Origin of the sequence: Nocardia seriolae NBRC 15557 (genome assembly GCF_007990715.1) — a bacterium.
Classification (GTDB): Bacteria; Actinomycetota; Actinomycetes; order Mycobacteriales; family Mycobacteriaceae; genus Nocardia; species Nocardia seriolae.
The window spans coordinates 34836-48311 of the sequence record NZ_BJWY01000045.1; the positions used below are offsets into that span (position 1 = coordinate 34836).

15 protein-coding genes are annotated in these 13476 nt (G+C 68.3%); 11 read left to right on the top strand and 4 right to left on the bottom strand.

Going from position 1 to position 13476, the window contains the following annotated elements; translation table 11 throughout:
* Nucleotides 1-25: 25 nt before the first annotated feature.
* Nucleotides 26-1873 carry a methylmalonyl-CoA mutase family protein gene (locus NS2_RS16035; RefSeq protein WP_033089512.1) on the bottom strand — a complete coding sequence of 616 codons (1848 nt, stop codon included), beginning with the start codon at nucleotides 1871-1873 and terminating at the stop codon, nucleotides 26-28.
* A gap of 169 nt (nucleotides 1874-2042) precedes the next feature.
* On the opposite strand from NS2_RS16035, the gene NS2_RS16040 reads away from it, so the two are divergent.
* From NS2_RS16040 to NS2_RS16075, 8 genes are all read left to right on the top strand, one after another.
* Nucleotides 2043-2741 (top strand): TVP38/TMEM64 family protein, encoded by a 699-nt coding sequence (locus NS2_RS16040; protein ID WP_373456092.1) that lies wholly within the window; start codon nucleotides 2043-2045, stop codon nucleotides 2739-2741.
* Nucleotides 2742-2816: 75 nt separating this feature from the next.
* A complete protein-coding gene (locus NS2_RS16045; protein WP_071811856.1) occupies nucleotides 2817-3215 on the top strand; it encodes a hypothetical protein in 399 nt (132 codons plus the stop codon).
* 140 nt (nucleotides 3216-3355) lie between these two features.
* Nucleotides 3356-4027 (top strand): response regulator transcription factor, encoded by a 672-nt coding sequence (locus NS2_RS16050; RefSeq protein WP_071811855.1) that lies wholly within the window; start codon nucleotides 3356-3358, stop codon nucleotides 4025-4027.
* 71 nt (nucleotides 4028-4098) lie between these two features.
* Nucleotides 4099-4473 (top strand): response regulator, encoded by a 375-nt coding sequence (locus NS2_RS16055; RefSeq protein ID WP_033089527.1) that lies wholly within the window; start codon nucleotides 4099-4101, stop codon nucleotides 4471-4473.
* On the top strand, nucleotides 4473-5720 hold the full coding sequence (locus NS2_RS16060; RefSeq protein WP_052086750.1) for a sensor histidine kinase: 1248 nt from the start codon (nucleotides 4473-4475) through the stop codon (nucleotides 5718-5720). The genes NS2_RS16055 and NS2_RS16060 overlap by 1 nt, the downstream gene beginning before the upstream one ends.
* Nucleotides 5721-5881: 161 nt before the next feature.
* Entirely contained in the window at nucleotides 5882-6754 is an 873-nt protein-coding gene (locus NS2_RS16065) for an ABC transporter permease (RefSeq protein WP_081986124.1), read from the top strand.
* Entirely contained in the window at nucleotides 6751-7809 is a 1059-nt protein-coding gene (locus NS2_RS16070) for a taurine ABC transporter substrate-binding protein (RefSeq protein ID WP_162836616.1), read from the top strand. The genes NS2_RS16065 and NS2_RS16070 overlap by 4 nt, the downstream gene beginning before the upstream one ends.
* The gene (locus NS2_RS16075) at nucleotides 7806-8597 is read left to right on the top strand and encodes an ABC transporter ATP-binding protein (RefSeq protein WP_033089509.1); all 792 of its coding nucleotides are present in this window, start codon (nucleotides 7806-7808) and stop codon (nucleotides 8595-8597) included. The genes NS2_RS16070 and NS2_RS16075 overlap by 4 nt, the downstream gene beginning before the upstream one ends.
* Nucleotides 8598-8676: 79 nt before the next feature.
* Here the strand turns inward: NS2_RS16075 and NS2_RS16080 are convergent, their stop codons facing one another.
* The 3 genes from NS2_RS16080 to NS2_RS16090 form a co-directional block, all read right to left on the bottom strand.
* Nucleotides 8677-9012: a transglycosylase family protein gene (locus NS2_RS16080; RefSeq protein WP_045437814.1), complete on the bottom strand. Its 336-nt coding sequence runs from the start codon at nucleotides 9010-9012 to the stop codon at nucleotides 8677-8679.
* A 426-nt stretch (nucleotides 9013-9438) separates the two neighbouring features.
* The gene (locus tag NS2_RS16085) at nucleotides 9439-10671 is read right to left on the bottom strand and encodes an SPFH domain-containing protein (protein WP_033089508.1); all 1233 of its coding nucleotides are present in this window, start codon (nucleotides 10669-10671) and stop codon (nucleotides 9439-9441) included.
* Complete coding sequence (locus NS2_RS16090) at nucleotides 10671-11102, bottom strand: NfeD family protein (RefSeq protein WP_033089507.1); 432 nt, start codon at nucleotides 11100-11102, stop codon at nucleotides 10671-10673. The genes NS2_RS16085 and NS2_RS16090 overlap by 1 nt, the downstream gene beginning before the upstream one ends.
* 189 nt (nucleotides 11103-11291) lie before the next feature.
* On the opposite strand from NS2_RS16090, the gene NS2_RS16095 reads away from it, so the two are divergent.
* From NS2_RS16095 to NS2_RS16105, 3 genes are read left to right on the top strand one after another with little or no spacing between them, the layout of a single operon-like run.
* Nucleotides 11292-12116 (top strand): DUF3097 domain-containing protein, encoded by an 825-nt coding sequence (locus NS2_RS16095; RefSeq protein ID WP_033089506.1) that lies wholly within the window; start codon nucleotides 11292-11294, stop codon nucleotides 12114-12116.
* A gap of 22 nt (nucleotides 12117-12138) precedes the next feature.
* Nucleotides 12139-12948 (top strand): Rv1486c family protein, encoded by an 810-nt coding sequence (locus NS2_RS16100; protein ID WP_033089505.1) that lies wholly within the window; start codon nucleotides 12139-12141, stop codon nucleotides 12946-12948.
* Between the two features lie 55 nt (nucleotides 12949-13003).
* On the top strand, nucleotides 13004-13396 hold the full coding sequence (locus NS2_RS16105) for a VOC family protein (protein ID WP_033089504.1): 393 nt from the start codon (nucleotides 13004-13006) through the stop codon (nucleotides 13394-13396).
* Nucleotides 13397-13476 lie beyond the last annotated feature (80 nt).

The following is a 13476-nucleotide window of genomic DNA, read 5'->3' on the forward strand; positions in this document are numbered from 1 at the left end:
CGCTGCCGCCTCCGGGCCTGACCGTTCATGCGGGGGCTCCCAGCTTTTCGAGCAGGCCGGTCAGCGCCGCCACGGCATCCATGCGCGCGGTCACGAAACCATCCGGGCGATCCGCCCCGGAAAGCTCCGCGACCGCCTTCTCGGGTCCGGCCAGCAGCACGGTGGTCACCCCGGCCGCCCGCAATTCCGCCACCGCCGCGGCGGCATCGCTGCCGTAGCGGGTGTCGGAGCCACACAGCACGGCGATCGACGGACCGGCCTCGGTGACCGCTTCGATGCCGCCGGAGGCCAGCAGATTGGTGGTGAAGGTGACACGAACATTGTTCTCCGACACCGGGCCCAGCGGAACCAGCCGCACCCGCGGGCGCGCGCCCTGGGCGGCCAGGTAGGCGTCGGACCGGTTGCGCAGCGCCTCGAAGGCCGCGCCGTAGCGGACCTCGGACGCGGCGGCGCGCGCGGCCTCCGACAGCGGCTTCTCGCCCAGGTGCGGGAACTCGTTGACGCCGGTGACGGCCGTCTTACGGTGCGCCACATCGGAATCGCGCGCGGCCTTGGTCGCACCGATGCGCTCGGCGAGCAGGCCCGCCTGCAGCGCGGCCAGGTAACCGCCCGCCGTCTCGATCTCCTGCATGAACTCCCACGCCTTGGCGGCGAGCTCATCGGTGAGCGAGTCGATGTACCAGGAGCCCGCACCCGGGTCCTGCACATGGCCGAGGCGCGATTCCTCGAGCAGCAGCAGCTGGGTATTGCGAGCCATGCGCTCGGAGAACGCCTTCGACACCTCGAGCTCCCCGCCGGGCAGCGCGGCGTCGAACGGCAGCACCGTGACGATGTCCGCGCCGCCGACACCCGCGCCGAACGCGGCCAGGGTGGTGCGCAACATGTTCACCCACGGATCCCGCTGGCTCATCATGGCCGCGGAGGTCACCGCCTGCTGCGGCGCATTGCCGAAGGCCGGGGCCCCGCACACCTGCGCCACCCGCGCCCAGAGCTTGCGCCCGGCACGGAATTTGGCGATGGTCTCGAACTGGTCGTCGGTGGCGGCGAAGCGGAACTCCAGCTGGCCCAGCGCATCCGCGATGTCGGCACCGGCGTCGGTGAGAGCGCGCAGGTACTCGAGACCGGCGGCCACGGCCGCGCCCAGCTCCTGGGCATCGGAGGCGCCCGAGTTGTGGAAGGCCACGCCGCACACGGTGATCGCCCGCACGGTCTCGGTCCGGGCCACCGCCTGCTGGGCCAGCGCGACCGCGCCGTCCAGATCGATGGCCTCCGAACCGGCGAACAGGCTCGTCAGCGGGGTCGCGCCCAGCGAAACGCGAATATCCTTGCGCTCCGGGGCCGAATAGCCGTCGAGCAGCGAGAACAGCTGAGCGGCAGCCTCGTTGGCGGCCGGACCGGCGTCCAGGGTCAGGGGGGCGAGTTCGTAGAGGAAGCCCTTCAGCGCGGCACCCAGCCCCTCGACCGGCACGCCGCGCTCGGCGACGCCCAGCCACACCGCGCTCACGCCGTTGTCCAGCGCGAACAGGATGTCCTCGTTGACAGCCTCGGCGTCCGAGCCGCCACGGTGCTGAATATCGGCTCCGCCGAAGCGCTGGCTGACGAACCAGCCGCGATGCACGTCGCGGGTGGCGTCGCCACCGCGCACGTAGGGGAACTGCCCGGGCAGAGGCTGCTCGGGCAGTTCGTCGCGGCGCGTGTAGAGCGGGTTGACGGTCAGGCCGTCGTAGGTGGTGACCGCGAGCAGCTTCTCCGGCTCATCCGGCAGTTCGCTCGCATCCACCCTGCGGGCCTTGGCCAGCACCCCGGCGACACCCTTGCGCCAGGTGGCAAACTCGGGCACCGGTTCGGTGTCCGAGTCGGAAGCAATCGGCATAGCTGCTGTTCCTTCTTCCACTCCCTGACCGGATGGTCGTTTTTTCGGGGAATCCCCCAGGTCAACGGCCACTTTGGTTAACGAGCATTCATGGTCTTTCCCCTGATGCTAGCGGGAGGCATTCGATTACCTGCTCCGGAGTCTCACTACCAGCGGGTAACCTGGCGCGGTGCCAACAACCCTGCGCGCACCGCGAGAGCGGGTATCCGCGCTGCTCAACCGCCTTCGCCAACCTCGGAATCTGGCCCTGCTGATCGCTTGCGGGCTGCTGTTCGCGCTCGCGGCGTTCGCGCCGCACCCGGCACCCCAGCAGATCCGGCAGTGGGCGGACTCGGTCGGCCCGATGCTGCCGCTGGTGTTCTTCGCGGTGCACGCACTGGTCTGCGTCGCGCCCTTCCCGCGCACCGTCTTCACGCTCAGCGCGGGCCTGCTGTTCGGGTCGCCGGAGGGTCTGACACTGGCGATCACGGCCACGACCGTCAGTGCGGTGCTGGCGCTCTGGCTGGTCCGAGCATTGGATCACGAACGGGTGCGGGCGCGGCTCACACATCCGAGCGTGCAGGCCGTCGACGCGCGCCTGGCGCGGCGCGGGTGGCTGGCCATCGGGTCGCTGCGGCTCATCGCATTCGCCCCGTTCTCGATCGTGAACTATTGCGCGGCACTGTCTTCGATCCGGTTCACGCCGTACCTGATCGCCACCTTCGTCGGCATCATGCCCGGAACCGTGGGCACGGTCCTGCTCGGTGACGCCCTCACCAACCGCACCTCGGCGGCGCAGTGGATCGTCACGGGAGTCTGCCTGGCGGTGGGCGTGACCTGTCTGGTGGTGGACACGCGCATGGCGGTGGACCGCACCTCCCAGATTTGAAATGCCCAGTGTTCTAATCTCTTGGTCGATCAGACAGGCAGGAGCACTTATTCGACCATCGGAGGTGTGAGCGCTTTGAGCGATCCAGCGTCACGAGCGGGCGGAAACAACCACGTCAGCGCCTGGTTGGCACTGATCAGACAGCCGCTGCCCACACCCTGCCTGGTGGCGATCGGCCTGATATCGCTGCTGCCCGCCCTCCTCACCGGCGGCCCGATCGTGGCCGCGGTGGCCATCTGGTACCGCGGCGGCGGCCGGGACGGCTGGTGGTTTCCCCTGTTCCTGGCGGTCATGGTAGTGATCGGCATGTTCGCCTCCGCCGCGATCTCGCTCGGCACCGCATGGCGACGCTCGCGTGCAGACCAGGTCACCGTTGCACAGCGGACGTCGGTGGCCGCCCCTGATCCCCGCAGCCCGGCGTCGGACGGCGGAATCCCCTCCGTCCCACCGTCCGACCATTCGATACTCGGCTAGCACCCCACCCGCGAGGCAGCCTGCCCATACCACTCCTGGACGTGGTGTGTACACCCCCCGCTCCCGATTTGCGGGACAGCGGAATTCGGGTAGCCCGGTACCCGTGCGAACCCGGCGGGTGCGGAGGATCCTCTAGAACTGTGAGTACCACGGGGGTCACGGTCGTGGTGGCCGAGGACTCGATGCTGATCCGCGACAGCGTATTACGGGTCCTGGCGACCGATGACACCATCGAGGTGGTCGGCATCGCCACCGACTACGACGCCACGGTCGAACTGGTGCACCGGCACGAGCCGAATGTGCTGATCACCGATATCCGCATGCCGCCCACCGGAACCGACGAGGGCATCCGGCTGGCCCGGCAACTGCGCGCCACCCAGCCGCGCACCGGTGTCATCGCGCTGTCGCACTACGCCGAACCCGCGTATGCCACCGGGCTGCTGCACGGCGGCTCGGCCGGGCGCGGGTATCTGCTCAAGGAGCACATCGCGCGATTCGACCAATTGCTCAGCGCCGTGCACGTGGTCGCGGGCGGCGGGTCGGTACTCGATCCGGTGATCGTCGAAACCCTGCTGAACCGGCGGCGCGACGACGATATGGTCGGGCGGCTCACCGCCCGCGAACGGCAGGTGCTGGCCGAGATCGCCGGGGGCGGCAGCAATCGCGTGGTGGCGCAGCGGCTTTCGCTCACCCAGCGGGCGGTCGAGAAACACATCAACTCGATTTTCGCCAAGTTCGGTCTCACCTCCGATCCGACACTGGATCAGCGGGTCACCGCGGTGCTGATGTTCCTTGCGGCACATCCCGACTGACCACGATCGAGACCCAGCTCGGGGTGTGTGCACCCTTTCCGGATCCGGGCCGGGGTCGCACCATGACATTCATGACGGGACAGGTGCAGGTGTGGATCGTCGACGACCGGCCCGCCTTCCGCCGTGCGGCCGCCGCCATGGTCGCGGCCAGCGCCGGATTCGTGCTCGCGGGCGAGGCCGACAGCGGCGAGGCGGCCGTCGAGTTGACCCGCGACGCCGGCATCGGACTGGTGCTCATGGACATCAATATGCCCGGCATCGGCGGCATCGAGGCCACCCGCCGCATCCGCTCCGGCCATCCCGGCGTGGCGGTGCTGCTCATGTCGACCTATGACACATCCGATCTTCCCCGCGAGGTATCACAGTGCGGCGCAGCAGGTTACGTGCACAAGGAGACGCTGAGTCCACAGCTGCTGCGGAGAATCTGGAGCGAGCTGACACCGTAGTGAACGCGGACGGGACGGGCTCGCTGGCCCGTCACCGGCTGCGCCAGCTGATCTTCGCGCTGCTGATCGGGAACTCGGTTCTGATCGGATTGAATCTCGCCGCCGCCTGGTGGCGGCCCACGGTGTGGGTCTTCTCGATGCTCGGCCTGCTGATGCTCGAGACGCTGGTCTTCGGGGTGGCATTGCGATCCTCGGCGCGCGATCCGCTGGAGCGGCCGGTCGCAATCATCTCGGTGGTGATCTGGTCGGGCGCGATGATCGCGTCCTGGCTGTCACCGTTCACCCTGCCGATTCATGTGGTGGCGGTGCTCATTCCGGCGATCAGCGCGGTGCCCTACGTGCCCCGCCATCATCTGCCGCGCTACTTCCTCGCCACCCTGGTCAGCGCCTTCGTCTGCGCCGCGCTGGCACTACCGCTGATCGCCTCGGTGTCCGCGCCGACCCCCGTGAAATACCTTGCCACCCTGGGTCTCCCGGCTGTCACCACGCCGATTCTGCTGGTCGTCTGGCACACCGCCGCCACCATGCGCGATATGACGGTCATCGCCCGCCGCAATGCCGATGCGCTGCGGTCCTCGCAGCGGCTGCTCGCCGAGCGCGCCGACCAACTCACCTCCTCCCGCGCCCGCCTGGTGGCCGCCACCGACGCCGAACGCCGCCGCCTGGAACAGGATCTGCACGACGGCGCGCAACAGCATCTGGTGGCCATCGCCGTCACGCTCGGGCTGGCCCGCCAGACCGCGGACTCGGATCCGGGCACCTGCGCCGAATTGATCGGTGAGGCAGGCGAACTGCTACAGACCGCCATCGCCGAGATTCGACGGCTCGCCCAGGGCATCTACCCGCCGCTGCTGGCCCGCGACGGGCTCCTCGCCGCGCTGCCCGCCGCGGCCGCGCGCGCCACCGTGCCCGTCCGGGTGCGGGTCGACCGCGTCGGCCGCTACCGGCCCGATATCGAAACCGCGCTCTACTACTGCTGTCTCGAAGCGATCCAGAACAGCGCCAAACACGGCGGGCCGGGCACCGCGGTCACCATTGCCGCCAATCAGTACGGTTCCACCCTGCTGCTCACCATTACCGATACCGGCTGCGGGTTCGATTCGGCCACGGCCACCGAGGGTTCCGGGCTCACCAATATGAAGGACCGCCGGTCGGTGATCGGCGGCACCCTCACCGTCGACTCCGCGCCCGGCATGGGGACCCGGCTCACCGCCGCCGTGGCCACCCGGCCGCTGCCGGTGAGTTAGCCCGGGCGCCTTCGAATCACGCTGATCGTGGCGCTGTTCGGGAACGCGCGCCCGCGACAGGATCTGGCCGGACGGTCTCGGTTTCGCACCGGGCCGCCGGTTCATCCGTCGAGAGGAAAGGCACTTCGCGTGAGTCCCCACCGCGTGCTCGGAACCACCACATGATCAATATCGGCGCGACCCGCACGGCGAACGCCACCGCAGACCGGGCCCGATTCATCCTGCCCGCCGGGCCTGTGCGCGGACTCGCGGTGCGGGTGCTGTCGCTGGCGGGAGCCCTGGCGCTGTGGTGGGCGATGGCCGCCGCGCGAGTGGTCGACCCGCAGTTCCTGCCGGGGCCGCACGCGGTGTGGAATGCGTTCGTGCGGGCCAACAGCTGGCATCAGCTCGCGCCGGGCGTGCCGCGCCGGGTGCCCGGGGAACAGAACTACTTCCTCTGGGAACACCTGGTGGCGAGCCTGCAACGCATCGCCGTCGGTGCGGGCGCGGCCGTAATCCTCGGTCCCCTAGTGGGTTTCGCGCTCGGCACCTCGAAAACCCTCGCCGCCGTCGTCGGCCCCTACCTGAACTTCCTGCGCACCCTGCCGCCGCTGGGCTATATCGGATTGCTCATCGTGTGGTTCGGCATCGGCGACACCTCCAAGATCTGGCTGCTGTTCCTGGCCGCGTTCCCGCCGGTCATGGTCGCCACCATCGCTGGTGTGCAAGGGGTTTCGGCCGACCGCGTCAACGCTGCCCGATCCCTCGGCGCGAACCGGATCCAGGTCGTCACCCGCGTGCTGCTGCCCGCCACCCTGCCCGAGGTGATCGGCGGCATCCGGGTGGCGGTCGGATTCGCCTGGACCACCGTGGTCGCCGCCGAACTCGACAATGGCACCCCCGGCATCGGCGGGCTCGCCTTCCTGGCCGGTCAGCAGCTCAATACGCCGCTGACCATGGCCTGCATCATCGTCATCGGTCTCACCGCGCTCGCTCTGGACGCGGTCATCAGCTGGATCGGCACGCTGGCCGTGCCATGGAAAGGCAAGGCATGAAACGCGCTTTCGCGGCGGCGGCACTGGCCGGACTGCTCACCGCGTCCCTGACCGCCTGCGTCCGATCGGGGCGCACCGATCAATCGCGAGCGGGCGGGGACAAGCCCTCGTGCCCGGTCGCGGTGGACGAAAGCTTCACCGGGACGGTGCGACTCGGGTATCAGGACATTCCGAACGGCGACCTCGTCGTGAAGGATGCCGGACTGCTCGAGACCTGCCTGCCCGAGGCCACCATCACCTGGAGCAAGTTCGCGTCCGGGGCCACGGTGATCCAGGCCTTCGGATCCAATTCCCTCGATCTGGGCCTGCTCGGCAGCGCGGCCGCCGCCCGCGCGCTGTCCGCGCCGCTGAACATCGGCATGACGGCGGTGTGGGTGCACGATGTGATCGGGACGGCCGAGTCGCTGGCGGTCAAGGATCCGGCCATCACCACGGTGGCGGGATTGCGCGGCAAGAAGATCGCCGTGCCCTTCGCGAGCACCTCGCACTACAGTCTGCTCGCCGCGCTCACGGCCGCGGGCATCGAACGCGACGTGAACCTGATCAATATGCAACCCGACGCCATCGCGGCGGCCTGGCGCGGCGGCGATATCGACGCGGCCTTCATCTGGGAACCGACACTGTCGGAGCTGCTGAAGAACGGGCACGTGGTGACCACCGCCGCCGAGACGGCCAAGGCGGGTAAGCCGACCTACGACCTGGAAGGGGCGCGCGCGGACTTCGTCTCGAGCAACCCGAGGTTCCTCGCGGTGTGGACGGCGGCGCAGAACTGGGCCGTCAACCTCATCAAGACCGACCCCGACACCGCGGCCACCCGCATCTCCGCGCAGCTGGGCGTCCCGGTCGCAGACATCCGCAAGCAGCTCGGCGAATACGCCTACCTGAACGCGGCCACCCAGGCCGGGCCGGGATATCTGGGCAGGCAGCTGGGCGCGGCTCTGAAGTCCTCGGCCGATTTCCTGTTGAGCCAGGGCGAGATTCAGGGTCTTGCCACCCCCGAGATCTACGCGGGGGCGGTGTACGCCGAGGCCGCGGGCACGGTGGCCGCGAAATGACCGTGGCCCTGCGCGACCGCGTGGTGCTGACCGAGGTGTCCAAGACCTATGACACCCCGACCGGCAGCACGGTCGCGCTCTCCCCTACCGATCTGGTCATCGAACCCGGCGAGTTCGTCAGCGTCGTCGGGCCCTCCGGCTGCGGCAAAACCACACTGCTGCAACTGCTCGGCGGGTTCCTGCCGCCCAGCAGCGGCTCCCTGCTGGTCGGGCAGGACCACATCGACGGGCCCGGTCCCGAGCGCGGCGTGGTCTTCCAGACCCCGACCCTCTACCCGTGGCTGTCGGTGCGCGGAAATATCGAGTTCGGTCCGAAATGTCGTGGTGTGGACCGCAAGACGCGGCGGGCGGCGGCCGAGCGAATGCTCGCACTGGTCGGGCTCGTCGAGTTCGGGGGCAAGCGGCCCTACGAGCTGTCCGGCGGCATGCAGCAGCGGGCGCAGATCGCCCGGGTGCTGGTCAACGATCCACGCATCATCCTCATGGACGAGCCGTTCGGGGCGCTGGATCAGCTCACCCGCGAGCGCCTGCAGGTGGAACTGCTGCGGGTGTGGCGGGAGGCGGGCAAAACCATTGTGTTCGTGACTCATTCGGTGGAGGAAGCGGTATTCCTGTCCACCCGGGTACTGGTCATGAGCGCCCGTCCGGGCCGCAGAATCCTCGACCGGCGGATCCGATTACCGGATGATGACGACGCGGGGGTGCGGGAGCTCGCCGTCACCGCCACGCCCGAATTCCAGGCGCTGAAAACCGAATTGGCGAAGGCGATCTACGAGGCACACAGCTGATTCCGGAAATACGACAATGGCCCTTGCCGCTCATTAGCGGAAAGGGCCATCGTTATGTTCTCGCGGACGCGGAACCTGATTACAGGTAGGCGCCACACACGGGCCAGGCGCCCGCGCCCTGACCGGCGAGCACGTTCTCCGCGACGCGGATCTGCTCCTCGCGGCTGGCGTTGGCGGCATTGCCCGCGCCACCGTAGGCGTTCCAGGTGCTCTGGGTGAACTGCAGACCGCCGTAGAAGCCGTTGCCGGTGTTGGCGGCCCAGTTTCCGCTGGCCTCGCAGTTGGCGACGGCATCCCAGTTGTGCCCGGCGGCCGACGCGGTCGCGGTGGACAGCGCGAACGGGACGGACACGAACGCGCCGATGGCCGCGGTGGCGGCGAGCATGCGGGTGGTGAGCTTCCGGTTGCGATGCATAGGTTGTTTCCCTGCCTGCGCCCACCGTTCCGCGCTGTCAGCTGCGGTGCCCCGTCCCCAGGGTTCTCGGTTGCCCTCGGATCGCGGGACGGGTTTCCGGTGTTCGGCGATTCGAGCGGGGGACCGGTCGAATCCGAGCCGAGAACGACGGTAACGGATCAATCACGGTGAATCACGTGCTGATCACGGGCAGTTGACAAAACAATATCGACGGTACTCGAAACGTTTTCGCAGATAGCATCGGAGTGTCGCCGAATTACATATTCGATATTTACGCGCTAAATTGTGACCGAGGTCACGCAAAAATGGTGACCCCGATCGCGTAATACAAGCTCGACACAAAACGATGTGGGCCGGGACAGGTCGAAACAGCACGAGGCCCTCTCGACGTCGGTCGAGAGGGCCTCGTTCGCGCTTACGACGCGGTCAGCGTCCCAGGGGGCGGGGCGGGGGCGGGTTCTGCCAGCGCTGGTCCGGCGGTTCCTGGCGGTACTGCGGCTGCGCGGGCGGTTGCTGCGGGTGCTGTTCCAGGTGCGGCCGCGAGGTGGGCGGGAGACCCACCGGCTCGACCGGGGTCCGAGCATCGGCCTCCGCGGCGCGCACCGCGCGCTGGGTGGCCGGGTCGGTGGCGGTGTCGAACCAGTCGGCGACCTCGTCGGAATCGTCGTCCGGCGCTTCGGCCGCACCGCCGTCCTCGGCCGGTTCGTAGCGGAATACGCCGTCCGCGCCCTGCTTGGCGAAGCCGCGGGCGAAGCCCTCGAGGGCCTTGCCGAAATCGCTGGGCACCAGCCACACCTTGTTGGCGTCGCCCTTGGCCACCTGGGGCAGGGTCTGCATGTACTGGTAGGCCAGCAGCTCGGGGGTGGGCTTGCCGTTCTTGATGGCGGCGAAGACCTTCTCGATCGCCTTGGCCTGGCCCTGCGCCTGGAGATACGCGGCGGCGCGCTCACCCTGGGCGCGCAGGATGCGGGACTGGCGCTCACCCTCGGCGGACAGGATCGAGGCCTGTTTAGAGCCCTCGGCCGCCAGGATCTGCGCTTGCTTCTGGCCCTCGGCGGTCTTGATCGACGCCTCGCGCTGGCCCTCGGCGGTGAGGATCATGGCGCGTTTCTCACGGTCGGCCTTCATCTGCTTCTCCATCGACTCCTGGATCGACGGCGGCGGATCGATGGCCTTGAGTTCGACCCGCGAGACGCGCAGACCCCAGCGGCCGGTGGCCTCATCGAGGACGCCGCGCAACTGGGAGTTGATCTGGTCGCGCGAGGTCAGGGTCTCCTCCAGGGTCATGCCGCCGACCACGTTGCGCAGCGTGGTGATCGTCAACTGTTCAACGGCGGCAATGTAATTGGAGATCTCGTAGACCGCGGCCTGCGGACTGGTGACCTGGAAGTAGACCACCGAGTCGATCTGCACGGTCAGGTTGTCCTGGGTGATCACCGGCTGCGGCGGGAAGGACACCACGCGCTCGCGTAGGTCCACCTTGGCGCGCACCCGGTCGGCGAACGGCACCAGGAAGGTCAGCTGACCCGACACGGTGCGCGAATACCGGCCCAGGCGCTCGATTACTGCGGCCTCCGCCTGCGGCACCAGCGCCACCGACTTGAAGGTCACCACTATGGCCAACAGCACGATAACGACGGCGACTATTGCTACTGCCATCACGGCCCTTTCATGACGACGGCGTGGGCGCCGTCGATCCTCATGATGTACACGGTCGAACCGACGGGGTAGGACTCCGACGCGTCATAGGGGCGCGCGCTCCATACCTCGCCGCCGAGCTTCACCCGGCCGCCGTGCTCATCGACGGTCTCGAGCACCTTGGCGGTCTTGCCGGGCAGGGCGTCGACCCCGGTCTGATGCGGCGGTGGAATCGCATAGCGCCGCAACAGGAATGGACGCACCAGCGCCAGCAGGGCAATCGAGGTGACACCGAACACCACCGCGTCGAGAACGACCGACTGCCCGGTGAGCGCGCTGACGCCCGCGGTGATCAGAGCGGCGACACCCAGCATGATCAGGACGAGACTGCCCGTGAGTATCTCGGCCGCCGCGAGCAGGATGCCCGCGACCAGCCAGACTATTGCGGCCACGAAAACAACAGTAGTCGTTCAACGGCCCCGAGACCCGATATCCCGCGCGGACCAAGGTCATCGAAAGCCGCCGGATCGCTCGCCCGACCACGGCCGAAGGACCCTTGCCGAGGTGACCTCCGCCGCAAACTGCGCCGTCGGCCGCGTGGTGCCGCCGGATTCCGCTGTGGCGGCGGTACCTTCGTTCGCGTGAGCGGGCGTGAGCGATACGGCGACATCTATTCCGGGCACCCGAGGACTCGCAAACGGGAGATACCGCGTGTGGTCGCCGAACGGGACCTCGTCGCCGAGGACGCCGCCACCGGATTCTGCGGTGCCGTAGTGGGATTCGACCGGAGTTACGACGGGGAGTTCGTCAAGCTCGAGGATCGCGGCGGGCGGGTGCGGCTGTTCGCCTTGCGGGAAGCCGCGTTTCTGATCGACGGGCAGCCGGTGACCTTGGTGAAGCCGGCCGCTGACGCACCGAAGAAGGAGATCCGATCGGCGTCGGGGTCGACTCGCGTCGAGGGCCTGAAGGCTCGGGTCGCGCGGGCCAGCCGGATCTGGGTCGAGGGTGTGCACGACGCGGCCTTGGTGGAACGCGTGTGGGGGCACGATCTTCGGGTCGAGGGGGTGGTGGTCGAGCAGCTCGAGGGGCTCGACCATCTGGGAGCCAAGCTCGCGGAGTTCCAGCCGGGGCCGACTCGGCGGGTCGGGGTGCTCGTCGATCACCTGGTCACCGGGTCGAAGGAGACCGGGCTTACGCAGGGGCTCGGGGCGCACGTCCTGGTCACCGGTCACCCGTACATCGACGTGTGGCAGGCGGTTCGGCCCGCCGCCGTCGGCATTGCCGCCTGGCCCGACGTGCCGCGCGGGGAAGACTGGAAAACCGGCATCTGCCAGCGGCTTCGGTGGGGTACACCGCAGGACGGGTGGCGGCGGGTCTACAACTCCGTCAACTCCTACCGGGATCTCGAGACACCGCTCATCGGCGCGGTCGAACGACTGATCGATTTCGTCACCGAGCAGGAGTAGACCTCCAGTTATCCTCGAATGCATGAGTTCCCCGAGTGCATCGTTGACGGTCTGGGCCGGGTCATGGCTGGCCGGGCGCAGCGCCCCCGACGACGTGTTGGACGCGCTGCGTGCCTGGGCTCCCCGCCAGACGGTGGCCGCGGGAGATCCTGTCACCGGAGGGCACACCGGGTTGCCGTGGGCGTCGGATGACGAGCCGGACGCGGTGGCCGGGGCGGGGATCATGGTGCTGCTCAAGCTCATTCGCGAGGCGATGAATGGGCCCGAGGCGCAGGTTCGCCTGGTCCTGCCGATACCGGGCGACGTGCGCGGCGTGCCGGTGGGGACCGAATTCGCTGTTGCCGCAACCGAAGCCGAGGAAGGGTTGCTGATCGGAACGCCCGGTTCCGACGGCACGGGGCTGGTCCCGGTCTGGACCGACGACGACGCCTTGCAGTGGCGCGTCTACTCGACTCCTATCCCTCTGACCCTGGCGCCCGAAATGCCTCTGGGCGAAGCCGAATACACGATGCGCGAGGCCGTTCGTGACGCCGCGGACGCGTTGCAGCAGTTGCAGACCACGCGGCTCGGGTCCGGGGGTGTCGGACCACGCGAACTCGTCGAAGCCGAACTGGCCGGACACACTCGTCACAAATACCCGGAATCGATGCCGCTGCGAGCTCGGCGGATCCTCGACACCGCGGACCAGGTGGCGGCAATCCTCACCGTCGCCGAGCGCGAACCGGCTTCCGCGCCCACCTCCGCAACCGCCGTCGCGGCGCAGGAGGCATTGTTGCGCCCCCTCTGGAACGCGATTCGAGCCGCCAGGCTGGCGGCCGTGCACGCCCGGTGACCACTGTCCGATTTCTTCAAGACGTTCCGACCGGCGTGCTCCTACCGTTCTCCCCATGATTATTCGACTGAACGTCATCGGGATCGTGGTCTCCGACATGGCCGCTTCCCTCCGGTTCTATCGGCGATTGGGCATCGACTTCGCCGACGGTGCCGAGCAGCAGCCGCACGTCGATGCCGACCTCGGCGGAGGTATCAAACTGATGCTCGACACCGAGGACACAGTTCGATCCTTCCGCCCGGACTGGGCCGCACCCCGCTCACCCGGCCGCCTGGGGCTCGCCTGCGAATGCTCCTCACCCGCCGCCGTTGACGAGAAGTTCGAAGAGTTGGTCGCCGCCGGGCACCCCGCGGAAATGAAACCGTTCGACGCCTTCTGGGGCCAGCGCTATGCGGTAGTACTGGATCCGGACGGCAACAGCGTCGACCTCTACGCCACATCGAACTGATCCAAGACCAAGAACTCGAAAAACGAAGAGCCAAAAGAAGAAAAGACAAGGATGCCTGGATGAGGGAGAGGGGGGCTGGG